Source organism: Iningainema tapete BLCC-T55 (genome assembly GCF_014698965.1).
Taxonomy (GTDB): Bacteria; Cyanobacteriota; Cyanobacteriia; order Cyanobacteriales; family Nostocaceae; genus Iningainema; species Iningainema tapete.
Window position 1 is genome coordinate 1 of the sequence record NZ_JACXAE010000069.1, and the last position, 24,191, is coordinate 24,191.

A 24,191-nucleotide genomic window follows, 5' to 3' on the forward strand; every position below is an offset into this window, starting at 1 on the left:
AGTCAGAAGCTTGTTTGTTCACAACTTGGGTGAGGGCAATAGCTTTACGAATCAAGTGTGCTAGACAGTGTTGACGTTTCTCATAACTGCTTAATCGCTCATAACCATCGGTGACTAACCAACCAATGAAAGCCTCAGTAATTAAGTGCAGCAGTTCTTCTTTTTTGCGACTGCCGATATGATACACTGCAATCGTGTTGGTAATTGCCACCCATAACCAACAGAGTTTTCCTTTCTCGTACCAAGGAGTTTCATCAAGATGAATCACCTCTGCCGCTTGCAGTTCTTCAATTAACTTCTCAACCACCGGAACGCAGGCAATACCTACTTCTCGAATGCACTTGTCTATGGTTCCAATACTGAGTTCCACACCCACCCAGTCTTCTAAGAATTCTTGAATCTTTGGTCGGGACATCCGGTAGCGTACCGCAAGGCTGGCGATGAAGGTAGCCAGCATCGGTCCGACTAGTCCATACTCCTGCAACTGCAAATCTTTGCACCTTCCTTCGACCACAGACACATACCCAAAACCAGGAATTGCTTTGGTATGGTGTCCACACTCACAAGTTGCTTCATAGTAATGGTGCAGTTGGCAAATTACCTGAACACCAGATTCGTGTTTTTCTAGCTCGAGAACGTAGTACCCCATATAGGGCCTACTATCAGATCCAAAAGCGACAGGAGCATTACAAGCGGCGCAATTCTCTGGATAGTGAGGGATAGTAATTTTTGGAACGCGCGGGCGTTGTCCGCCACATCCCCTTAGCTCCTAGTTGCAATCCCTGCGAGCGCTTCCCAAACCCTTGAGCTTTTGGCTTCCTTTGCGCGTTATCTTCAACCAAAGCTGTTTCAACCTCTTCAGCGGAAGTTAGATTTTTCTCGTTCTTAGCTGTCTGTGTTTTTCCACCGTCAAACTCCACTGCTTCCTGAACAAAGGGATTATCTAATGATGGGGGTTTTGAACTATTGGTTGAATTCTGCTCTAATCGCTCTAATTGTTCAACTGCTAGGGCGTGTAGATTACCTGCCACTACCACCAACCTCTCCTTGTCCAGAGATTGGAAGTACTCCTGGTTCATTTGTGATCGGTCATCTTTACGAGCGTCGATTCATGAAGTCCCTAGTGCCGATCAAGTCTTACTTTACCATCTTTTGAGCCAATATTCTTTACCTGCGTGCAAACTTGCTAATTTTCATGCCACGCGCATGGGGGGGGGAGTGAATGGTTACGATCAAACGGGTATAAGCAAGATTAACCCTGTACTAACCAGTTTTGCTCATGAAGGTGCTGCCAAGCTTTGCGAATATGTTCGGGTTTGAAGAGTTTGCGCTTGCGATCGCTCCATTCATGAACTCTCACAATTGCCTGCTCATCATCAGCTGCAGCTTGAGGATCTTCATTGGCAACCCAGTGAACTGTTGCCAACAGTTCCATACCATAAGGTGTTTCAAAGCCAGATATGAGGTTGCTAACTTGCTCTAAACGTGCTTGGGCATCTGGTTCGCTTTGCAAAAAAGCTTGTGCTGCTTCTGTGCCTTCTGGCAAAACATAAATTTCTCCTCTGCCAGTACCATCCCCATAGCCACGAATGTAATGCCCTTCAATATGTTTCAAGACGTGATTGAGATTGTCGGCGTAGGGACCGTATAAGTGTTTTACATACACCAGCCTTAATGGTTCACCAGCTTCTTGTTGGAAATAGGCGAGTTTTTGGATTTCCAGCTTGGTTAACTCATAACCAGGTATTCCGTAAGCTTCCAGCAAATTAATCAATATGGCACGGGCGCGGGTCATTTTAGGCTTTTGGGTAGCCACCTTCATTTTTTCAGCTGCTGGTGCGCCCGATGGTTCAAAGATAATTAACCGCACGTCTGGCAGTTGGGCAAATGCTGATAGTATAAGAGGTTTAATCTCCGCCCAGTTTAAGCCGCCGTTGCCGCAACCTAAAGGTGGGATGGCAATGGAAGTAATACCTAGACTTTGCACTTGTTGCACTAGAGCCACTAGCCCACTTTTAATGTCTTCGATTTTTGACTTGCCTTTCCAATGGCGCTTGGTAGGGAAGTTAATGATGTACCTGGGGTTAAATAGACTACCTGTGGCTACCGTAAACATCCGCCCTGGTTGCACAACACCTGCTTTACAGGCTTTTTCGTATTCACGGAAGTTTTCCGGATAAGCTTGCTTGAATTGCAAGGCTATACCTTTGCCCATGACACCGACACAATTAACGGTGTTTACAAGGGCTTCGGCATTTTCTTCCAACAGATTGCCTTGCTTAAACTCAATCATCTCCCTTAGCTGCTTTGGTACTATTGTACTATATTATATATGTTATCCTTTTAAAGGTAATACCAATTAGAGTAAACCTTAACCGGGGTTTTATCATTAAACTTTTGTAATATTTGCTGAACTTGCGCCTGAATTGTATTATTTATTACTCCTATTTCTGTTATCAGTGATCAAGGACAGAATTGATGTAATAAGAATTCAGCTTGTCGTCGGTATTTACGATTAGGGTCTTCTGGGGTATCAAACCAATACCTTGATTTCATAAGTTCCCAGTCAATCACAAATTCTAAAGCTGCAAAATCGTCATAAAAGTCCGCATATGCCATGACTGCATGACCATCAGTAAAAGCAAAAGCCAAACTAAGATCCTCTATCGTTTCTGCTTCAGAAACGAGGTGAATCACTGGATTTTGTCCTTGAGCATAGCTTTTCACTTTGCCCTTGTGAATTGCATACAGCATGGGAGAGCGAGGGGCAAAATAAAAGGGTACATAATCATGCAAAAATCCACCACTACCACATGTAACCGACTTTCTAGCTCGCTTATCTTGTATGTGTTCATGGGCAATATCAAGATAGTTAATTTGTTGTTGTCGTAACCTACTATTTGCCATCAATCCGCCTGATTGTAGGATGGAAGGTAAGTTATTGATATGAGTAATGTGGTAGATAGGGGTAGGCATTAGGTCATGCTGTTGGAAGGATGGCTAGATGATTTGTTTACTCCTATTGTTTGATCTCGTTGACTCGCATTTTTCCAGTTAATAAGTCGTGCATCAGTCCTTTTTTCTGGAGTTTGAGTTTTTTAAGGTAGGCTTCCTCAGAGTGAATTTTTCTATCTTGTTCTCTAAGAATAGAACTAATTTTACGTTGTTCTTCAAGTGAAGGTTTGGGTATTTCTATGTTTTTAAACTCCGTCAAAGAGACTCGTTTTCTAGTTCCTGCAATGGTTATTGTTTCAACAGATTTTTTAGTAATTTGTGAGTTAATAAGATTAACTAAAAAAAATGTATCTGTATCATCAGAAGGTCTGATTCTAATTACATCTTGAGTAATAATTGCTGTTTCATATGAAAAATAAGGTGCAGCATCACAAGGTGGATCTCCCACTTTTGCAATTAGAACATCACCATATTGAACGTCACAGAAACTCAGTTCTTTTGCTTTTTTATTAGAAACATGAACAGTAGATACTCGCTCATATTCCCCAGACTTGACATCTCTAACATAGATTACAGGAACCCCCTCATCTATTAACTCTCTTGCAAGTAAATCGCTTCCAAATGGACCATTAACAAAACTATTTTTTTTTCTTTGTGCAAAATAATATAGGGGGCATAAGTCCCAATCTTTCGGAATTCTCCCAAAAGGAGAATCTTTGAACTGTTCAGGGTGCGCGATCGCATCCCTCAATTCCCCATTTTCATCAAGTCCACAAGTCAGCAAGTCGTGAAGCAGTCCAGCTTTGATTTGTTTGAGCTTGTGAATTAGGGCTTCAGTGTGGGCGATTGCTGCATCAATAGTGTCAATGATATCAGCAATTTTGCTCTGTTCTCGGACACTGGGCTTGGGAACTACATTCGCTGTAATACGATCGGGCGAAGTATGTCGCACTGTTGTACCCGTTGCATTGCTGATGATGTTGCTCCGAACCCTGTCGCTATTTATTACGAGCATCAAAAAGCGCTTATCCCATGTATCGGGTAACTTTGGGACAATTTTCCCAATCCGTTGGTTGTGTAATACCCGAAACGGCAATTGAAGTTGAACAACTCGCCCTAGAATGAGCGTTCTGGGTGAAAGGTCAGTCATAACAATAAGAAGATCGCCATTGTTCAATAGAGTGCCATCGGGTATTAACCCTTGATAATACTTCGTATTGTTATCATTAAAGTAAATACCACCCTCTCTATGAAAATTACCTGGTACTAAAAGCACTTCTCCAGGTGGGCTATCAGTAAAATAATCGCCCACAAAAGCGTAGCCGTGAAGTACATTAATTTCATCCTTTAGACAAACAATGTCCCAATCTTTTGGAATTTTTTGCAGTGGAGAATCTTTAAACTGTCCAAGGGCGCAGATCATTTTTCTACTCATACCCCAATTCCTTCAAAAACTCATCTAACCACCTTGCTGCTGCATTCACTTTTGCTTCAATATGTTGTAAAGTCATTTAGTAATTATTCCCCCAAGTCTTCACTATCATCATCAAATTGTCCAGGTAAGTCTAAAGCAACTAGTAACGCTTGATTTAGTTGTGTTAGTGCGGAATCTGAAAGCATCCCCCGCAAACGCAAAAAGCGAGTTTTTGAAAGTACCCTCACTTGATCTGCCATTGCGAGCGAATCCCTATCTAGTCCTCCATCTGGTGCTTGAATTAATACCTGAGTTGAATAGATGCGCTTTGTAGCTCGATAAGTTGTACAGGGAACTGCTAATACTACTGGACTATTAGCATTAATAACATCACGACTGACAATAACTACTGGACGAATTCCCCCTTGTTCAGAACCTTCTGTCGGTTCTAAACGAGCATCATAAACTTCACCTCTTCTCATTCTTCTGATTCCGCCACTTGAAACGCTTCCCACTGAGCAACAGCAAACTCAGCCTCAATTTGTAATACTTCTGCCTGATACTCAGGATCTTTAACCATTTCTGCCAAAGCTGCATCAATTTCTGCCCGTTTTTGTGCAGCCAGTTCTCGACGTAGCGCCTTGGCAATCAATTCGTTCCGATTCTTGGCTTTTCCTTCTTGCACCGCTTTTTCAGTTGCTTCTAGCAAATCGGTGGGGAGTATTATCATAGTTTCAGTCATTTGACTAGACATATATTTGCTCCTAACTGGATATTTAACTTCTATGTTTACACATACCCCAACCCCTTTAAAAACTCATCTAACCGCTGCGCCGCTGCATCCCTTTTTGCTTCGATATCACGCAAGGTTACTCGATACTTATCCCACCAATTCTCAATTGCAGCAATTACCTGCTGACGATGGGCTGTAACGTAACGGTTCAATTGAGCTTCTAAATCATCTTTGGCAATATCTAATACTAACCGCTGACATTGTTCCATGAGCAATTGAGAACGGGCAGTGTCCAACCGCTTGATTAAATCATCTTTAAGCTTGGTGAGTGTCTTCTTTACCTGTGCTAATTCTTGTCTAATTTTCTTAATCTCAGCCTCACTTAGTTGCTCCTCTTCTTCTAATTCAGCTTCTTCGTCCTCATCACTTTTTTTAGTAGCTGCTAATTGGCTTTCTAAGTCTGCTTTCTTCGCCTCAACGTCTGCCAATTCCTGTAAATACTTTGGCAATAACCTGACTACTAACTTATGACTTAAGGGGTCAGATTTATTACCGTTTTTCTCTTCTGTACTATCCAAATATGCTCGAATTGTCTCAACCCAGCCTTCTATCAATCCATCAAAATTTTGAGCAGCAATTGTTTTGAGGTCGTTCTGTATCTCATTCCACCAGCTAGCAATTACCCCATTCACCTGAAATTCATCCAAAAACAGCAGCATTTGTTCTTGAATTATTTCTTTCCTGATAGTTTCAGCTTTAGCTTCTAATTGATTTTCTACTAGTCCCTTAAAGTTTTGTGTGGCAGCAGTTGCAAAATCATCTTCGTGTTTGTCTAACCATTCGTTCATGGTTCCTGCTACTTGGTAAGGCTCTAAAATTTTGATTGGACGCAATGCTTTGGTAAAAGATGTGAGAAAATCTGCTCGAATTTCCATCACATCTTTTGTTTCTGGCAACTGCTTCAGGCGGATTTCGTGAGTTTCCCACCATTTGAGAAAAGTCTCTCGCAGCCTTTTTTCTTGCTCAATGATGCCTGGGTGGGATTCCAAAAACTCTTTAATTTGACTGCGTTCAGAAAATGTAGACACAAAATCAAAATAATCTTGATTCCGCTCTACAAAGATAGCACTGGGATCGAAGCCATGAGCTATAAAAGGTTCTTGCTTGGCTTCCACCTCAGTTTTGGGGATTCCTCCTAAAAGATGCGCTCTGACATCATGAGGTTCTGGGGGTGGAGCATTGTCAGCATAGCGGCGAATATTGCAGTTGTAATCGTTGGCAGCTAATTCATCCTTAGTCACCACTGCCGCGTAACGAGGTACATCCACAAAGGCGGCAAATGTAGAAACAATTTTTTGAATATGCTCGGGTTTGAGGAAATTCTGCGCCCGCCCTGCTTGATATTCTGCATCGGCGTTAATAAATAGTACCTTACCGCGACGTTGCTCTGGTTTTGCAACGCTTGCGCCGCGCATCACTAGAATACAAGCTGGGATGCCAGTGTTGTAGAACAAACCAGGCGGTAAACCAATCACTGCTTCTAGCAAGTCATCTTCAATAAATTTCTGACGAATTTCCTTTTCTACCCCACCCCGGAACAAAACCCCGTGAGGCATTACAGTCGCCATCATACCGTGCGCTCGCAACACCGCTAACATATGCTGGACAAACATCAAATCTGCTTTCTTGCCACTTTCCGGGCAAAAACCAAAACGGAAACGCTCTTCAAACTTCAGTCCCTTTCTCGAATAGTTTTGGCTAAACGGTGGATTACTAATTACGTGATCGAAACGCATCAATTCCCCACCTTCTTTGTGCAGTGGGTTAGCAAGTGTGTCATCATTCTCAATATCAGCATCAGCAATTCCGTGCAAAATCATGTTCATCTTGCAAATTGCCCAAACGCCACCATTAGCCTCCTGCCCATAAAGTCGCAGATTTTTGGGATTACCTCGATGCTCCTCCACATACTCCTTTGACAGAATCAGCATCCCACCCGATCCCACACAGGGATCGTAAACCCGCATTCCTTCTTGTGGTTTAAGCAATCTTACCATCAATCGCGCTACATCGCGGGGTGTATAAAATTCGCCACCCTTCTTTCCCGCCGAATCAGCGAAATGTCCAATTAGATACTCGTAAGCTGCACCGAGCAAGTCAGGAAACTCAAAATCCTCATTCCGGAGGCGATACTTACTGAAGTGCCGAATTAAATCCCGCAACTTCTGATCGGGAACTCTAGTTTTACCCACCGTCTTGTTAAAGTCAATGTGGCTGACAACTCCTTCGAGAATCGGGTTTTCAGTTTCCAGCGCACCCAAGGCTTTATTCAACCCATTGCCAATATCACTATGTAATTCTTTCTCAATATACGACCAACGCCCTCGATCTGGCACAAAAAAAGTCTCGGCGTAGTAAGCAGGTGACTCAGCACGTTGCTCTGCCTCTGCCAAAGTGCGTCCTTTTACTAAATTTTCCTTAATAATTTGCTCTCGTCGCTCTTCAAATACATCAGAACAACGTTTCAAAAAAAGCATTCCAAAAATATATTCCTTATACTCAGATGCATCCATTTTGCCACGCAAAATATCAGCCGCAGCAAACAAGTGACGCTCTAGTTGAGGTAATGTAATTTTTCTCATAAAACTAAAACCAAGAGACACATTTAGCCATCAAGATTCTCTTTACTTGTTTCAATAGATGACTCATGTGGGAAAGGAGGACAAATTTCTACCTTACAAGCTTTTGCTAAAGCCTTGGCAAAAGATTTACTTTTCTTGCCAATCACACAACCATAAGCGTGATTAATACAAACAAGACAGTCTGAAGAAATATTTTCAGAGTAAGCAGTGCAGTCATTTCTGACTTTACAAACAATAGTTTGCGTATCCTCAGTCACGTTGGTGGGACAGTGAACTACCTCTTGTCCTTTCTCAATAACTACTTGAGCTTCAAAAGAAACTACGGCCTTTTTGCCATACTTCTTTGCTCGCTTATAACTTTCCTTCAAAGTTGTTAACTTTGATATATCAACTGACATGTAATTATCATTAAAAGCGGCAGAGCTTGGTCTGCCTTCGTCCCACTTATATTGACTTGGATGCAGCCATCTGTAAAGAGTTTCAGATGGCTGAACTTGTTCATGTGTCATCTAAATATTTATCGGTTATTACCAATAAGCCAGTCTAAAAGTTCTGCTACTTTAGAATCAGGAATTTCATCTTCATCCTCAAAATTAGAATCTTCATCAACTTTTAGAAAGCTCAAAGGTTGCTGTAAAGAGGATGGAACGTAAATTTCTAATTCTCTTGATTCAAATAATCTACCATAAAATTCTAAAAGTACAGATCCATCAGAGGATGGAGCTACAAAAATATTCACGAATTCAAGACTCAAAGCTTTACTTGAGAAATAGTTAGACAGCATTGAGTAAATATCTAACACCCTCCGAATGTGAGACTCAGAAAATTTTGGCGCTCCGTAACCATCCCAATTTTCCTCCAAGTCTCTTAAATGAATAATTCTTTGAAAAGCATTCTTGATATTAATCCAATCAAATTCTTTTTGGGAAGAACCAGCGAATACAGGAAAATTATTATTGGATTGAGATTGAGTACGGATTGGTGTAACAGAATAGTAAGCAGTAGATATTCCTTGATTTGGGTTAACTTGAACCAATTTAACAGATCGATAAGCTAAAGATGGAGAATAGTTTTCGATATAAGTAACCTGTTCTGCATTATTTAATGCTGACTTAGGTGAAGAATCAAATTTTATTTGCGGCATTGCTTTTCACCTCATTGGATCGATTCATAATATTTTGGATTCAAAGATGATATAAATGCAAGTTCAATATTCTCGTGTGCTTGTTCTAACCATTTTGTAACTTCATGAATATTAGAGAAGCCTCCTACATGTTCTGATGAAAAATCTAAATCGAGGATGATAACTAATTCTGAATTTGGTTTTTCTGCTATTAAAGCTTGAAGATTTAAAACAGATTTTTCTTTAGTATATTCAAGTCCATATTGTTGATAGAAAGAAGACAAAGGACGATTTAGTTCGCCTGTTAGGTTTGGTACAACACTGAGAAAATCACTGATTTCAAAAGGTTTGTTACTAGGTGCAGGAATATGATTTATATAACGAAGTCCAATTTTATTAAGAATAAATTGATTATCTAACAAATTTACATATTCTGATAAAATCCTATTTATTAATTTACAAAAATCATCCCATGTGTGATATTTTAATTGATTAACAATGAGAGTATTTTGCCCAATTTGAACCATTGCGGATTCGTCAGAGCGTTTGAGTTGCAGTCGTTCTACTCCCTGAAAAACTTGGGACAAAGTATTAGAGTTAGGTTGAGACTGAAACTGAATGCCAACTTCGCTAACTTGTGAACGATTTGGAAACTCCTGGCGAATACGCTCATAAAGACGACCTGGCAAAGTCATATCCCAGCCCGAAGTGTTTACGGAAGGCGTGAATCTGAACTCACATAGAGCCTCAACTAGTGGTGCTAATCGCAATGGCTCACCCATAGCAAAAAATAATCCAAGTTACTGCAATATTTTCTACTATGTCATTAAACGGCTAAAGTTTTTGGTAGCATAACTCATATTTATCTAATCTTAGATAAAGATGCAATAAAAATTACTTAAACCCACCCTTCGCTTAGTGTGGGTGGACGTATTGCAAAACTCACATGCTCCCTCTTCCATTTTACTCTATTTGTAATGAAGTATGCTTGTCAACATCTTGACAAAGCAAGTTGCCGACATTAATGATAATTCGTTATTTGTACTACATACTATATTCCCATCAAACTGAATAAGTTTCCGGAAATACGCCTTAATCGCTCATTAGCTCTCTCGCGTTACGGATTTCATCAAATTTAGCACGCACAGCTTGTATATCTTGCCACATCAACCATTTGGGACTACCTGGTTCGCGAGATTGGTTACGTAGCAAATAAGATGGATGGAAAATGGGCATACACAAACGTCCTTCCCACTCAATCCACTGTCCGCGAATTTTAGTAATGGCTCGTTTATCACCAGTTAAACCTTTGACCGCAGTTGCACCTGTCAGTAAAATGATTTTTGGGTCAACTAGGCGTATTTGTTCTAATAAATAAGGTCTGCAAGCAGCAATTTCTTCAGTGGTAGGCGGTCGATTCTGAGGTGGGCGGCATTTGTTAATATTACCTATGTATACATCTTTTTCTGTATCAAAATTAACAGACGCTAAGATTTTTTCTAGCAATTGTCCGGCTCGTCCAACAAAGGGCAACCCAGTTTCATCTTCATTTTGTCCTGGTGCTTCGCCCACAATCATAATTAGTGCTTGAAGATTGCCACGTCCAACTACGGCATGAGTACGAGTGTTTCCCAACTCACAGCGATGACACTGATTGCAATGCTGTGCCACTTCAGTCATACTGGTATAAGTTCCAGCAGGAATGGGAATTTTAGCGTCTGTGGGAATTAGCTCTTTCTGGTCATTTAATAGATTTGAGTCCTCGAAGAGGCTAAGTTGGTTTTCGCTGCTCATGATAATTTGGATTTAGGCGTAAGCGCTCGCTGTGTTTTGTTAAATTTTTGACTTTTAATTAGATATTTAATTAGCAGTAGAGACGCGATATATCGCGTCTCTACAAACACATACCATCGTAACGTATCAGTCCACCAATGATCGAAAATCAGTGGCGATCGCCGCGATCTCATTTATCCTAATTCGTTGTCTATGTTGGCTGTTGGTATTGCATCGCCTTGGCGTAATCCCCCAAAGCGTAGCAAGCAACTTTCAAACTAGCGAGGGCTTGTTCTTCACTACGGCTATCCTTAAGAACTCTTGCTAACTCTAAACGTTCTTCATAGTACGTAATTGCTTTCGCATAATCACCTAAAGCTTCACAAGCAACTCCTAAACTGCCCAAGGACTGTTCTTCACTACGTTTGTCATTGATAAGTTTTGCTAATTGTAAACGTTCATCATAATAAATAATCGCTTTGGCATAATCACCCAAGGCATAGCAAGCATTGCCCAGATTCTTGAGCACCTGAATAGCACTGCGACGGTTATTGAGGGAGCGTGATAATACTACACACTGCTCGTAGTAGGCGATCGCCTTAGCGTAATCCCCCAAAGCATAGCAAGCATTGCCCAGATTTTTCAGCACCTGTTCTTCACCCCAATTGTCTTGGAGTTCCCGCACAAGCTCCAAACTTTGCTGTTTGAGTTCAATCGCTCTGGCAATATCGCCCAAAGCTTTATAAACCAAGCCTAAATTATTGAGTGCCGCTACCTGACTCCTTTTGTCTATTAATTGCTGGGCAATCTTCAAACTTTGTTGCAGAGACTCAGTTGCCGAATCATAATTGCCCATATGACGATAAGCATTACCCAAATGGGAAAGCGCTTGCATCTGCACTCGTAAGTCGGCAGTACCTTGTGCCAAAGATAGACACTGCAAAGAGTAGGAAATTGCACTTTTATAATCCCCTAAAGTGTAAACTGTTAATGCCAAACAAGAAAGCGTTTGCGCCTGTCTTTGAGAATCTCCAATTGCTTGAAATAGCGCTAGAGATTCTTGAAACGACTTGATGGCAGTAGGTAAATCCCCAGCTTGCTGCTGTTTCCATCCTTGCTGCAGCAGTTTAGATGCCTCTGACGAGTGGTCGTCTTGATATTCCTGATTTTGAGAAACAAGCATTTCTGCTTGTGAATGACCCAATTCATGAGTAATTGTGCCAAGCTTCCTTGCTGTCAGGTATGCTGCAGGTGGTTGCAGGGGAACTGTATTTTTTGAACTTTGATTACTTCCGCCTTTCCACATCGACCAATCCCTGTTAAATCTGATATGCATTTAGTATTCCCACTCCTTGGGTGAAAACAACTATTTAAACACAAAGAACTTAGTTGTCAGAATTCAGCAATGTTGAATGAATAGTGTCTCGTTCCTAGCTAAGGACTTCTCGGTTCTTTTTTGGCGTGATAGTCACATAACGTCCTGTAGGTGAACCGAGAACAATTCCGTTGTTGTAAATCAGATTTCCACGTAAAAAGGTACTTTTCACCCGTCCCGTTAACTCCACCCCTTCAAAAGGTGTGTAACCTTGTTGTGACTCTGATTCAGCAGCACGTACCACAAAGGTTTCATTTGGGTCTACCAATACTAAATCAGCATCATAGCCAATGGCAATATCCCCTTTTTGTAACAAACCAAAGCGCCGCGACGGGTTCCAAGATAGTAATTCAGCCATGTGGTTGTACGACATTCCCCGCTTACTACCTTCACTCAATACACCAGAAAGTAAATATTCTGTACCACCAAAACCAGACTTCGCCAACCAAATATTATTTGGCTCTAAAGCACTTCTTTTTTGTTCGGCAGAACAACAAGCATGGTCACTAACTATCCAATCTACCTGATGATTGAGTACTGCTTGCCATAAATATTCCACATCGGCACGGGGACGAATCGGGGGGTTTACTTTTGCCCAAGTAGCCGCAGGGGTATCAACATCTAAAAGCAAATGTCCAATGGTAACTTCTCGTCGAAAATTGATATGGGGAAAAGCAGTTTGCATAGTCAAAGCTGCTTCCATTGCCTTACGCGAACTTAGATGCAGCAAATTGATGTTTGCACAATTAGTCTCATGTGCTAAATAGGAAGCAATGCAAATTGCTAATCCTTCAGAATGAGGGGGACGTGCTGCACTGTAAGCGTGTAGTCCGCTCAGGCTGGAGTCATTTTCAATTATTTTAGTATATGCGTTGAGAATTTCTGCAACTTCGCAGTGCAAACTTAAGCTAATCGTTTCTTTTGCTTCTGGATAATCTTCCATTAAGCAACTTAGACGGCGCATAATAAATTCAAAATGGGCGAAGTCGTACCTTTCCTCTTTATTAATCATCAAAAAGAGGTTTTGCTTGTCTGACAAACCATGCAACCCATAGCCGCCATAAAACATGAAGATTTTAAACGAAGTTACACCATGTTCTTCAAACAGTAGAGGTATTTCGTCAATATGCTGGCTAGTTATAGGTGCGACGTGATACCTATAATCAACAAAAAAATTCCCGGCTGATAACGCCAATACTTCTGGAAAAAAATCGCGGTAGGAACCGCCTTTGTTGAGATAATATTGTCCTGTACGGATGTAATTGAGAGTGGTTGTTACTCCCCCCATTGCGGCAGCTTTGGTTTCAGTCACTGCATCCAGATTGAGGCGTTGATAGATACCTATGTGCATGTGGGCATCTACGACTCCAGGAAAACCCAGCAGGTTTTTCCCATCCAATACCTCTAGCCCTAAGTCTTGGCTAATATTGGGAGCAATAGTCGCAAATTTTCCATCCTTAATTCCTAAATCAAGTAGTTCGACAGTATCATGATGGGGACGAACTACCTGGACATTTTTGATAATTTTATCTAATAGGGGAGTGTCAGACACGGTAGACCTCACATTAAAATGAGTATAGTAACCAATTTTACTCAAAAATCCTGAGGAGAAAAGATAATGGAAAGTTTTAATGAGTATCATCTAGACCCAAAGCAATTTCCTTTTCTCAATAGCTTTCAAGATAATTGGCAAGTGATTAGAGATGAGTTTACACACTTTATTAAACATGCATCTAATGAGGAGTTAACTTTTAGTTATGATGTTTTAGGACCTAAAAGTAAAACGATTAAAACTAAAGGAACTGCGAAATACAGTGCTTTTGGAATTTTATTTCAAGGTATGTTTATTGAAGAATATATTCAATTTTATCAAATACAATACCCTGATTATAAAACAAATGATGCATCAGAAAAAGCACGAGGATTAAGAGAGAAATATTTCCCAAATTTGGCTCAGGCGATCGCTCAAGTGAATGGCGATGATAATATGATTAGAAATGTGTATTTTGGTACATTCCATCCAGGCTTGGATGTCAAGCTGCATGTGAACTATAACCCGCATATGAATCGTGGCTATCTAGGATTGATCGTACCAGAGGGAGATGTGGCTATGAAAATATGCCATGAGCAGCTTTATTGGCATGAAGGAAAATTCTTGATTTTAGATCACAGCTATCCACACTGTCCGCATAATTACACCAATTATGACAGAACTGTCTTGGTTGTAGACTTTTTTAAAACGGATCAGCCTAGAGAGGAATTGCTCCGATTTGAAAAAGAGCAAGTCACACAACGTATGCAAGATAATCCTTATAGCTTAGGTGTTTTTGGTAAAAGTGATAAAGCTAAAGTAGAAGATTTTATCAAGTATGGTTTAGCTCATCAGTTAGAGTGGGATAAAGCTTTAGAAGCTTAATATAATCGAAAAAGCTGGTAGTAGAAACGGCGTTGCAGAAAAATTACCTGGCTTCTGTGAAAATTCCTATGGTTGAATAACGATGAAATTAGAAAGAGTGCTAGAACCTGAAGTGATGGATACTGAGGAAGATGCCATTGAATATGACGCAATGGACTTCATGGAGGTAAATACCGCTTTTGCTCAAGAGGCGATCGCCATCGGATCAAAAGAACAAGGTTTAGTCCTAGATGTTGGTACTGGTACTGGGCCCAAAGAAGCTGGGGTGAGTGAAATTTAGACGTGTTAGCTAACGCGACAATGGAGAAGCATTTACATCTAGCCAGTAATCTACAAAAGCTTGAACAGTTTTGTGCAGTTCCCTGTTATCCATCGGCTTAATCAAATAGCCATTCGCACCTTTTTGGTAGCAAAATTCAATATCTCTGGGGTTAGAAGATGTGCTAAAAACTACTATAGGAATTTCTTTCAATTTTTTGTCTTGCTTAAGCTGTTGTAGGACATCACGACCATCAGTACCTGGTAAATTGAGATCCAGCAATATCACTGAGGGACGCGGTGCTAAATTTGCGTCATCATATTCCCCTTCTTGATGCAAGAAATCTAAAACCTCATCCCCGTCAACACAACGGTAGATGGGGTTGCGGACAGTCATACGCTGCATAATACGTTGCAGTGTGGCAAAATCTTCATCACTGTCCTCAGCAACTAGTAACGGTTCGTAAACTTTTGTCGTCATTAGTTGTTCTGAAAAAGCTCCGCTGAAAAACTACTATAATATTAATATTTAGTTACAATTATTAATCTATCCTAAGGAAAAGTAAAAAGTAGAGCCTTCCCCATAGGTAGACTCTACCCAGATCCGACCTCCGTGACGCTCTACAATCTTTTTAGCAATGGCAAGTCCCGCACCTGTCCCTCCGCCATACTTTTTCTGAGAGTGAAGCCGCTTGAAGAGTCGAAAGATGGTTTCCCGATGCTGCTCTCGTATACCAATACCGTTATCTCGTACATAAAAGACAGGTGTTTGGCTCGGTTGAGCTAGCCCCTGGGATATTTGTTCATTGGGATCTAGGTAGCCAATCTCAATCCATTTTTCTGCCTTATCGTTATATTTGAATGCATTAATAATGATGTTACTAAAAACTTCGTTAATAAGAACCGGATCGCACTGAACCTTGGGCAAAGTTCTGGGAATCCGAATATCAACTGGAGTTTCAAGACGACTCGCACGAAACATTTCCATCACTCGCTTGATTAATTGGTTGAGATTTGTATCAGTTAAATGTAGTTGTGTTTGTCCAAGCTGTGAAAACCGCAGCAAAACATCAATTAGAGTCTCCATCCGTTGACTTAAGCGCACTAAGGTATTGAGGCGATCGATCCCAGCGTCATCAAGTACCTCAGCATAGTCTTCTAACATAAAAACTGAGTAATTATGAATCCCTCGCAACGGTTCCTTCAAATCATGAGAAGCAGCATAGGCAAACGAAGCTAGTTCCTGGTTGCTGCGTGATAACTCCTGATTAATTCTTGCTAACTCTTCTGCCTTATTAAGCACAGTCCCAACAATAGCATTGCGGAAATCGATCGCACTATTAATTTGGGTTTGTTGCCAAGGTAAGGAAGTAAAACGAACGGTTTCTTTCCATTGGGCAAAGGATCTTCGGGGTGAAAGATTCAGACTACCATCTGCCATCACCTGAATAGCTTCGTTAGGTTCACCTGCCCAATTCACTATTTGAATTACTTCCGGACGGAACCAAAGGACATAATAACGTTTGACTTGAGAAATTCTTAATAGCAATAAACCACTGGCAGTATCTTTAAATGCTTGTGCTGGTGGATAGAGTTTTGGTAAAGAATCAGTACAAAACAGGTTATCTTTGACTTGAGTATCTGCCCATTCAATCAAGGCACGAATCTCACTAACATTTGGTGTTTTCCCAACTAGTGTAATCTTACTATCTAAACAAACCACTACTCCTTCAGCATTAAGCAAATCTAGCAGGGATGGATCGGGTTCGATCAGCGCATCGACAAAATTTTCTGCCTGAGAAATGGACTGGATAATTTCTGATTGTAAGGATTTGAGTTTACCTCGATATTCCAATTCTTCATGACTGATTCTACTTGCCAATTCTGAAGACACAATTTGTGCCATGAATTCGCTCATCATCCGTATTTCGTAAGGAACGTACTTTGGCGTTTGGTGATGGCAAGAAATTAATCCCCAAAGCTGATTATTTTCAATAATTGAAATCACCATAAGTGCAGAACAACCCATGTTTTGATGATATTCAATACAGCATGGATCAACACTTCTTAGTACTGATAAACTCAAATCTAAAGGTTGATGTATGAGCGGGTTTTCAATTGGAAGTAGCTCGATTGGTTGAGCGTTTAAATTGGGAATGACTCGGAGTAAACCGCGTTTGTATAACTCTCTAGCTGGGGCAGGAATATCTGTAGCAGGATAATGAAGTCCAAGATAAGAGGATAAATCTTCTCGTTTGGCTTCAGCAACAACCGCACCTGCTCCTACGTGGTCAAATTGATAAATTAGTACCCGATCAAAATCAGTTATTTTACGTACTTCAACAGCGACGGAATTCAACAATTCTGTCAAATGCGATGAACTTCGTATTCTAGCGATCGCTCCTCTTATCTGTGTAGAGACGTTCCATGTAACGTCTCTACCATTGGTATTAATTGTTGGTTCTATCTCCAGAATCACAACCCCCTGTGTACGATGAACAATGCCATCAAAGTGTTGCTCCCCAGACATAGTAATTCGGGAAAGCTTGAAATAATTTATACTTCCATCTTCCATTAAATATTTTTTGATAGCTTCAACTTGTGAAGCGTCAAATAGAGAACTAAGGGGTTGACTTAATAAATCTTTTGGCTGTTTGCCCAAATATTTTTGAGTATTTTTACTTAATTGCCGGATATTCAATTCAGGTAGCGAGAGTGCTAACAATACACCATGAGGCTGGATTGAACCAGGAGTGTGAATCGGTTTGTATTGATAGTTAGCCAGATGCGCAATTTGGGCAGAAATGTCTTCGGATTGGCTCATGCTTCGACTGAATGGGAACCAATTTTATAATTTATTTACACTTCTTAAGCTACAGCAACTTTTGCATAAAGTGTTCACTCTTCTGGTTAGTTTTTCAAATAACCGTATTTTTGAGACGTTCCGGCGGAACGTCTCTAAGCCTTTACAAAAAAACATAATTAGGTAAAATTAAGTAAAGCAATTTTCATGTTTATTGAATCGAAGCGTCAGTAATCCCATGCAACTGAAAGCCAGTGCATCTAAACTCCCGTTTGCCTTGCTACTTCTGATTGCGCCCTTTTTCCTCTGGGGTACAGCAATGGTAGCAATGAAAGGCGTAATACCACACACCACCCCACTATTTATGGCTGGTGTGCGAATAGTACCAGCAGGGGTACTAATTCTCATAGTCGCAGCATTAATGGGTAGAACTCAGCCCCAAGGTTGGAAGGCATGGCTGTGGATTACCTTATTTGGCGTAGTAGATGGAACGCTATTTCAAGGCTTTTTGGCAGAAGGATTAGTCAGAACAGGTGCAGGATTGGGATCTGTAATGATTGACTCTCAACCCTTGGCTGTGGCATTACTGTCGCTGTGGCTATTTAAGGAACATATCGGTTTGTGGGGATGGCTGGGACTAGCATTGGGAGTTGGTGGTATTAGTTTAATTGGCTTGCCCAGTGAATGGTTCCATTTTCTGGGCGGGGGAACTGATGCAATCAGCGCTAGTTGGCAAAATTTGTTTGCTAGTGGTGAATGGTTAATGCTGTTAGCGGCGTTGAGTATGGCGGTGGGAACGGTACTGATTCGGTTTGTTTGTCGCTATGCTGATCCTGTAACTGCTACAGGATGGCATATGATTTTAGGTGGATTGCCTTTGTGGGGACTTTCATCAGTTGTCGAGTCTGAGCAGTGGGAGAATATACTTTCATCTGATTGGTTGGCAATGGCATATGCTACAGTATTTGGCAGTGCGATCGCCTACGGACTGTTTTTCTATTTTGCTATCTGTGGTAGTCTCACCAGCTTAAGTTCCCTCACCTTCCTCACACCCGTATTTGCCTTGCTATTTGGCAACTTGTTGCTGGGGGAAGTCTTGAATCCGTTGCAGTGGGTAGGAGTCAGCTTAACATTAATCAGTATCTACCTGATCAATCAACGCGACACCCTAGCCTCTGGTGATCTTACCTCTGTTGAACAAGGCACAACACCACAACCTGCTTTAAAAGCCGCTACAAAGCTAAATCCTGTCAGTATCTCTGTGAGAGAATCAAAATCGGAAATTTCACCTTGATCAAGCAAGGAGTAGTCAAGGCAACACATTGTCCTCTACCTAAAGAAACATTTTTAACTTCTTCTGCTCTTTTACGCTCATGATGTGCTTGAATTTTACTAGTAGTCAGGGTGTGTGAGAGTGATATGGTTGTCAGTAAAAAATTTTATATCATATAAATTTAGTGCCAACGCACATTCTGGCTGAGACTTTTCATATGAGGCTAAGCCGTTCCTCCATCCTTATCTTTACCTGCCTCACTTGCTTGGGATTTGACTTCTTACCAGCAAGTGCAGCCACTTATGAACAACAGCCCCTAGTCTTTGAACTTGGTGTCACCACAAATACTGCCATTAAATCTATTCTGGAACCAGGAAGTACAGGTGAGGAAGTAAAAGGGCTACAAACACTGCTGAAACAGTTAGGATACTACAAAGGTGTTGTCGATGGAAATTATGGCAGTGTGACACGCCTTGCTGTTTCTCAATTTCAACAAGCAAAAGGAATAGCCGCAGACGGTATAGTTGGTAGTAAGACTTGGAATACTCTACAGGCAGAAGTTAAGCAGAATCAACAAAAAAATCCTACCCCTGTTACCACTTCTACGCCCAAACCAACGGCAAAGCCTGATGTTGGACTAGGCTTTGTTTGGTGGTTACTAGTTGGCATTGGCACACTAGGAATTGTTGGGGCGCTGTTATACGTAATCCAAAAAATGGGAAAAGTTCAAACATCCCATCCACCAATTTCCAATACTGTAATTTCTCAGAAAGACACATCAGTAATATCACCCATACAGCAAGACAACTCCAATCACCAGCAAGAAAGCACTCTCCTGCCACCGGAAACAACTTCCAGATTGGCTAAAGTTAACATCGTTGATGAATTGATTAACGATTTACGCAGTTCAGATTTAACACAAAGGCGGAAAGCGATTTGGGATTTAGGTCAAAAGGGAGATTCACGAGCAATTCAACCATTAGTAGATTTAATGATTGATGCAGACTCTCAACAACGCAGCTTGATTTTAGCCGCTTTAGCAGAAATTGGTACTCGCACCCTTAAACCAATGAATCGTGCTTTGGCAATTTCTTTGCAAGATGAAAGTCCTAACGTGAGACAAAACGCTATTCGCGATCTAACTCGTGTATATGATATGATGCAGCAAATGAGCCAAATGTTGTCACACGCGATGCAAGATCCTGATGCTGAGGTGCAGGCGACAGCAAAGTATGCCCTTTCTAAAATGAATAGTATCCGTGCTTTGCCTGAAGGGGAAACAGAAGACGAGGAAAACCCCACCCAGCCCTCCCCTTAGTAAGGGGAGGGTTAGTAACTGTTTAACTATTTGCTAATAATTGCTTACTTTCGGTTAGGGAGGGGTGCGTAAAATTAGACGCACAGAGCGCACATGAAAGAAATAGTCTCGCACCCAGTCAAAGAACACTATTAAGCGGTTGCGAAAACCAGGCAAGTAGAAAAGATGTACGCCTAGCCACGAAATCCAAGCTAGGAAACCTGTGAAAGTGAGTTTGCCTACCTGTGCTGCTGCTGCATTACGTCCAATCATGGCAATAGTACCTTTGTTCCAGTAGTTGAAGGTAACAGGATTCTTCCCCACCAACTGCCGTTGAATATTTCGTCCTGCCACTGTTCCTTGTTGAATTGCGGCAGGGGCAACCATTGGTATTGGAGTACCATCTTTTTGTACAGCAGCTAAGTCTCCAATTACATATACCTCTGGATACTCAGACAATTGTAAGGTGGTTCGGACGGTTACTTTGCTTTTCGCTGTAGTTGGCAGCCCCCATTGCTCGACTATAGGATCGGCTTGTACTCCTACTGCCCAAATGGCTGTTGCTGTTGGGATAATCTTACCATCTTGCAGATACACGGCGTCTGGTGCGATCGCACCTGCTTTTGCCTCAAGATGAACCTCAACCCCCATTTTTTGTAATCTTTTGAGAGTGTAGCGCTGTAGATGCGGTGGCACCATGCCAGGGAGCAGGTTGTTTCCTGAGTGTAACAGCAGAACTCGTGCAAGTCGTGTATCAATTGTCGGATAATCTTGACGTAGTGCGCGAATCAATTCTAACAGCGCCCCAGCCATTTCCACTCCTGTTGGTCCACCACCTACAATTACAAAGGTTAGCAGCTGTTGGCGACGCTTTGGATCGGTTTCGTATGCTGCTTGTTCAAAACAATTGAAGATTTGGTTGCGTAAAGCCAATGCTTGCTCTAGATTATCCAATGGAAAGGCATATTCAGCGGAACCTGGTATATTCAGAAACTGAGTAATACTTCCAGTTGACAGTACTAAGAAATTGTAGGGAATTTCAGAACCGTCGGTTTCCACCACCCGATTGGTAAAGTCTACGTGTTTCACTTCTGCCATCAAAAAGTCAGCATTACGTATTTTCCGCAAGATACTTCTGACTGGATAAGTAATCTGTTCAGGTCCCACTTGAGCTGCTGCTACTTGGTAAAGCATGGGACTAAAGGTATGATAGTTGTTGCGGTCAACAAGCAACACATCCACAGGGGAACCAGCTAAGGCGCGAACTGTCCACAGTCCACCAAAACCAGCTCCAACGACTACAACTTGAGGGCGTTTATGCACTATAATTACTACCTGTCCTCATTCATGTTTTGTTGTCGTAACCATTCCGGTTACGTCGCTGACGAAAATGATCTACTGAAACAGTATTAAGGCTGTTAAGGGCTAGCAGCACAAAAAACACCAGGCAGTAAATCAATTGACTGGTGGCAGTATCCCATTGTTGCAGCAAAGTTACTCCAGACATCAGTACAATCATCAAGCAAAAACCTGCTATGAGCGCTCCTCTTGTTGCCAATCCTAGTATAAGTAATAATCCGATCGCCAACTCCAGTGGTGGTATAACGTAGGCTGGTACTCTCACCAATATTGCCGGAACAAATGTGTCTTTGTACATTCCCACCATCGACTCCACAAACTTTGGTATATTACCAATTCGAGTCAATCCATGATTGAAGAAATTTACGCCAAACACCAATCGTAAAAATGTGTAGGCAAGAACTGCGTCTCGGTGTCGCACCCAAATCTCTCTACTCCCCGCCATACTTGCCCTCCTCAATTTACGTTTATGTTTCTCAAATGTTATATTAATTACATTTTATCGATAATTTGACAATATAATATCGATAATCTATTGTCAAGGGAGCAGAGATATGGACGTAGTTAATGAGTTTACGTGAATCAATGAGCGATCGCGTCAAGCAAATCTTGGTAAGGCGCATCCTCAAAGGTATTTATAAACCAGGAGACAGACTAGTAGAGTTGCAACTTGCTCGCGAATTAGATACTAGTCAAGCACCAGTTAGAGAAGCACTGCGAGAACTAGAGGTGATGCGCTTGGTTGAGTGCCAAACTTACCGAGGCACCCGCGTCAGGGAAGTAAGTCAGAGGGAGTTGCAAGAGTCATACCAAGTTCGCTCTGAGTTGGAAGCTTTGGCAGCAAGATTGGCGGCTCCTAAGTTTTCTGCTCATCCAGAATCAATTCAGGAAGCTTTAGCAGCACTTAAGGTGGCTGCGGCAAAAGAAGACATTGAGCAGTTTACACAGTGCAATACAGCATTCCATCGATTGATTGTAGAAACATCCGGTAATAGTATTCTGTTGCGTGTATGGGATTCATTAACCTTTGAAGCTTTAACCCTAATCAATCTGGTACTGGTGAAACAGAAGATGGTTAATCTCCAGTCATTTAACCAGCAACATCAAGCAATTGTTGATGCTTTAGTACAGGGAGATGGTGAAACCGCAGCACAGTTACTTCGCTCTCACTTGGAAACTGCGGGGGTAGCTAACAGTACCCCATAAAGAAGAGCAGCATCTTTATAGCTACTGTCTGGACTCTGATTTATATTGTTATTAGTTACTAGAGAAAAGGAAAAATGTCTGACTCTAAGAAGTCTATTGTGCGGACGCGAGACGCCCAACTGAGCATCAGGCTAGATAGCCAGCTTTATGAAGAATACAAAGAATTGCTAAGGAAAGAGGACACTACCATGACTGAGGATATAGAAAACTATATCAAAAATCGGCTTGGTAAAGATAGTTTAGGCACAAACGTGGTTAATATTTTTCAGCTTGCTCAAGATGTGGAGGAACTGAAGAGACAGATGGGAAAATTGAAAGTGAGCTAGCCACAAAAAACAAGCAATTGAACAGACAGCCAGAAAACATGCTTTCACCTCACCTCCTGTAAATCTCTACGGGGTGAGGTTTTTAAAAAATATACGTTTATTTAGAATATTATATTGCTTTTTGGCTAGATTAATGCTAGTTTTTAAATAGCCACATAAGCAAAACCCCTACAGCTAGTTTGACAGGCTCGCCAGTAGGAGTTAGTAACAAAAATAAATTAGAACTTTATGACTCAAATTATATCAGATTCTCCTGCATCTTGCATAGGAGTAGATTCCCAGTGGGAAGAACTTACATCTAGTCAAACTGAACTTGATTTTGTTCATACGCAACAAGTAAGCTTAGAGTGGATACAAAGCCTACCACCAGAACTTAAAGACGTAGCGTTGTTCAAGTTTTGCAAAATTGTCGAGGCAAAGCCGACACTGGCGGAATCATTCACTCTTAACCAAGTCTTGTATCGTACAATTTCGGGTGGTACTTTTACAGAATCGGCAGAGTCAACTGCAAAAAGAACAGGACACGATCGCAAAACGATTCTGAAGGGATTAAATCAAGCTGTCGAACAGAATATTCTTGAAGAGAACAAACGCCCAGGCAACAGTAACGAGTATAGGTTTAAACCAGTAGAGGAGTGGCTGTCTGAGCCAGTAGTCCCTAATAGGGATACCCGTAACCAAAAAATTGAAGGGTTTCCATTGCTACAAGAGTTTACTGAGAAAAATGTACTTGATGAGGCTCAGTTTCCAGTCCATCATGAGGACGACCAGATTGTGGACTCAAACTTAGAACAAACAACAATTGAAGTTAGCACCCCTGTTGAAGATACCCCAAAAAGCTCTCATTGGAAATATGTAGGGCAGGGGATACCGAGAGTTTATGTACCGCCGGAACTGGATGCTGACACTGGGATGAAAATAGAAGCAATCCATTCGGCAACTAAACAGCCACGGCAGTTTATTATTAAAAACGCTATAGATTTGCTCTACAACAAGCTTTGGGAGATTCCATCTTTCATGGAAGAAGAATTAAAATCAGCACCATTCCAAAATGAACCATCGTCAGAATGTATTTCAGGTAGCTTGAGGTGAACTTAATTTTGCTACCCAAGGATCTAACATTACTCAGAAGTTACAGATCGTACTATAATTATCCATTGCGAGTTCGTAGTACCGTGAGACGCCCTTTGAATCTGGGCAGGCGCTTAGCAGCCCATTGCCACAATAAAAAGTTTGTA

General features: G+C 41.4%; 23 protein-coding genes and 2 pseudogenes. 7 read left to right on the plus strand and 18 right to left on the minus strand.

Features of this window, described 5'->3' with window-relative positions; translation table 11 throughout:
* From ICL16_RS20100 to ICL16_RS20165, 14 genes and pseudogenes are all read right to left on the minus strand, one after another.
* A partial coding sequence (locus ICL16_RS20100) for an IS66 family transposase (protein ID WP_190831154.1) occupies positions 1–649 on the minus strand: 649 nt, incomplete at its 3' end.
* 37 nt (positions 650–686) lie between these two features.
* Entirely contained in the window at positions 687–1,079 is a 393-nt protein-coding gene (locus ICL16_RS20105) for a hypothetical protein (protein WP_190831383.1), read from the minus strand.
* Positions 1,080–1,252: 173 nt separating this feature from the next.
* Positions 1,253–2,293: a type II toxin-antitoxin system antitoxin DNA ADP-ribosyl glycohydrolase DarG gene (gene darG / locus ICL16_RS20110; protein WP_190831157.1), complete on the minus strand. Its 1,041-nt coding sequence runs from the start codon at positions 2,291–2,293 to the stop codon at positions 1,253–1,255.
* Positions 2,294–2,343: 50 nt separating this feature from the next.
* Positions 2,344–2,976: pseudogene (darT, locus tag ICL16_RS20115) on the minus strand (type II toxin-antitoxin system toxin DNA ADP-ribosyl transferase DarT).
* A 43-nt stretch (positions 2,977–3,019) separates the two neighbouring features.
* A complete protein-coding gene (locus ICL16_RS20120) occupies positions 3,020–4,390 on the minus strand; it encodes a restriction endonuclease subunit S (protein WP_190831159.1) in 1,371 nt (456 codons plus the stop codon).
* 83 nt (positions 4,391–4,473) lie between these two features.
* Positions 4,474–4,851: a type II toxin-antitoxin system PemK/MazF family toxin gene (locus ICL16_RS20125; RefSeq protein ID WP_190831162.1), complete on the minus strand. Its 378-nt coding sequence runs from the start codon at positions 4,849–4,851 to the stop codon at positions 4,474–4,476.
* A complete protein-coding gene (locus ICL16_RS20130; protein ID WP_190831164.1) occupies positions 4,848–5,123 on the minus strand; it encodes a CopG family transcriptional regulator in 276 nt (91 codons plus the stop codon). Before ICL16_RS20130 ends, ICL16_RS20125 begins: the two co-directional genes overlap by 4 nt.
* A gap of 35 nt (positions 5,124–5,158) precedes the next feature.
* Positions 5,159–7,744 carry a type I restriction-modification system subunit M gene (locus ICL16_RS45810; RefSeq protein WP_190831166.1) on the minus strand — a complete coding sequence of 862 codons (2,586 nt, stop codon included), beginning with the start codon at positions 7,742–7,744 and terminating at the stop codon, positions 5,159–5,161.
* A 23-nt stretch (positions 7,745–7,767) separates the two neighbouring features.
* Positions 7,768–8,253, minus strand: coding sequence for a hypothetical protein (locus ICL16_RS20140; protein WP_190831168.1), 486 nt, complete (start codon positions 8,251–8,253; stop codon positions 7,768–7,770).
* An 8-nt stretch (positions 8,254–8,261) separates the two neighbouring features.
* A complete protein-coding gene (locus tag ICL16_RS20145; protein WP_190831170.1) occupies positions 8,262–8,888 on the minus strand; it encodes a hypothetical protein in 627 nt (208 codons plus the stop codon).
* An 11-nt stretch (positions 8,889–8,899) separates the two neighbouring features.
* Positions 8,900–9,649 (minus strand): TIGR04255 family protein, encoded by a 750-nt coding sequence (locus ICL16_RS20150; protein ID WP_190831172.1) that lies wholly within the window; start codon positions 9,647–9,649, stop codon positions 8,900–8,902.
* Between the two features lie 310 nt (positions 9,650–9,959).
* Positions 9,960–10,661, minus strand: coding sequence for a uracil-DNA glycosylase (locus ICL16_RS20155; RefSeq protein WP_190831174.1), 702 nt, complete (start codon positions 10,659–10,661; stop codon positions 9,960–9,962).
* Between the two features lie 190 nt (positions 10,662–10,851).
* A complete protein-coding gene (locus tag ICL16_RS20160; RefSeq protein WP_190831362.1) occupies positions 10,852–11,946 on the minus strand; it encodes a tetratricopeptide repeat protein in 1,095 nt (364 codons plus the stop codon).
* Between the two features lie 124 nt (positions 11,947–12,070).
* Positions 12,071–13,567: an amidohydrolase family protein gene (locus tag ICL16_RS20165; RefSeq protein WP_190831176.1), complete on the minus strand. Its 1,497-nt coding sequence runs from the start codon at positions 13,565–13,567 to the stop codon at positions 12,071–12,073.
* Between the two features lie 66 nt (positions 13,568–13,633).
* Here ICL16_RS20165 and ICL16_RS20170 point away from each other — a divergent pair, with 66 nt between their 5' ends.
* Positions 13,634–14,431, plus strand: coding sequence for an aspartyl/asparaginyl beta-hydroxylase domain-containing protein (locus ICL16_RS20170; protein ID WP_190831179.1), 798 nt, complete (start codon positions 13,634–13,636; stop codon positions 14,429–14,431).
* A gap of 82 nt (positions 14,432–14,513) precedes the next feature.
* Positions 14,514–14,681 (plus strand): annotated as a pseudogene (locus ICL16_RS20175) (SAM-dependent methyltransferase); the annotation flags it as partial.
* Between the two features lie 39 nt (positions 14,682–14,720).
* On the opposite strand, the gene ICL16_RS20180 reads toward ICL16_RS20175, so the two are convergent.
* On the minus strand, positions 14,721–15,170 hold the full coding sequence (locus tag ICL16_RS20180) for a response regulator (RefSeq protein WP_190831181.1): 450 nt from the start codon (positions 15,168–15,170) through the stop codon (positions 14,721–14,723).
* Between the two features lie 66 nt (positions 15,171–15,236).
* The gene (locus tag ICL16_RS20185; RefSeq protein ID WP_190831184.1) at positions 15,237–17,513 is read right to left on the minus strand and encodes an ATP-binding protein; all 2,277 of its coding nucleotides are present in this window, start codon (positions 17,511–17,513) and stop codon (positions 15,237–15,239) included.
* 217 nt (positions 17,514–17,730) lie between these two features.
* Here ICL16_RS20185 and ICL16_RS20190 point away from each other — a divergent pair, with 217 nt between their 5' ends.
* The gene (locus tag ICL16_RS20190) at positions 17,731–18,786 is read left to right on the plus strand and encodes a DMT family transporter (RefSeq protein ID WP_190831187.1); all 1,056 of its coding nucleotides are present in this window, start codon (positions 17,731–17,733) and stop codon (positions 18,784–18,786) included.
* A gap of 196 nt (positions 18,787–18,982) precedes the next feature.
* Positions 18,983–20,083 carry a peptidoglycan-binding protein gene (locus ICL16_RS20195; RefSeq protein WP_190831189.1) on the plus strand — a complete coding sequence of 367 codons (1,101 nt, stop codon included), beginning with the start codon at positions 18,983–18,985 and terminating at the stop codon, positions 20,081–20,083.
* A 54-nt stretch (positions 20,084–20,137) separates the two neighbouring features.
* On the opposite strand, the gene ICL16_RS20200 is transcribed toward ICL16_RS20195, so the two are convergent.
* Positions 20,138–21,385, minus strand: coding sequence for an FAD-dependent oxidoreductase (locus tag ICL16_RS20200; protein ID WP_190831191.1), 1,248 nt, complete (start codon positions 21,383–21,385; stop codon positions 20,138–20,140).
* A 22-nt stretch (positions 21,386–21,407) separates the two neighbouring features.
* Positions 21,408–21,866: a DoxX family membrane protein gene (locus tag ICL16_RS20205; protein ID WP_190831193.1), complete on the minus strand. Its 459-nt coding sequence runs from the start codon at positions 21,864–21,866 to the stop codon at positions 21,408–21,410.
* Between the two features lie 122 nt (positions 21,867–21,988).
* On the opposite strand from ICL16_RS20205, the gene ICL16_RS20210 reads away from it, so the two are divergent.
* The 3 genes from ICL16_RS20210 (at position 21,989) to ICL16_RS20220 (ending at position 24,045) form a co-directional block, all read left to right on the plus strand.
* Complete coding sequence (locus tag ICL16_RS20210) at positions 21,989–22,627, plus strand: GntR family transcriptional regulator (protein ID WP_190831195.1); 639 nt, start codon at positions 21,989–21,991, stop codon at positions 22,625–22,627.
* 74 nt (positions 22,628–22,701) lie between these two features.
* Positions 22,702–22,953 carry a hypothetical protein gene (locus ICL16_RS20215; RefSeq protein WP_190831197.1) on the plus strand — a complete coding sequence of 84 codons (252 nt, stop codon included), beginning with the start codon at positions 22,702–22,704 and terminating at the stop codon, positions 22,951–22,953.
* 228 nt (positions 22,954–23,181) lie between these two features.
* Complete coding sequence (locus ICL16_RS20220) at positions 23,182–24,045, plus strand: hypothetical protein (protein ID WP_190831199.1); 864 nt, start codon at positions 23,182–23,184, stop codon at positions 24,043–24,045.
* The last annotated feature ends 146 nt before the right edge of the window (positions 24,046–24,191 follow it).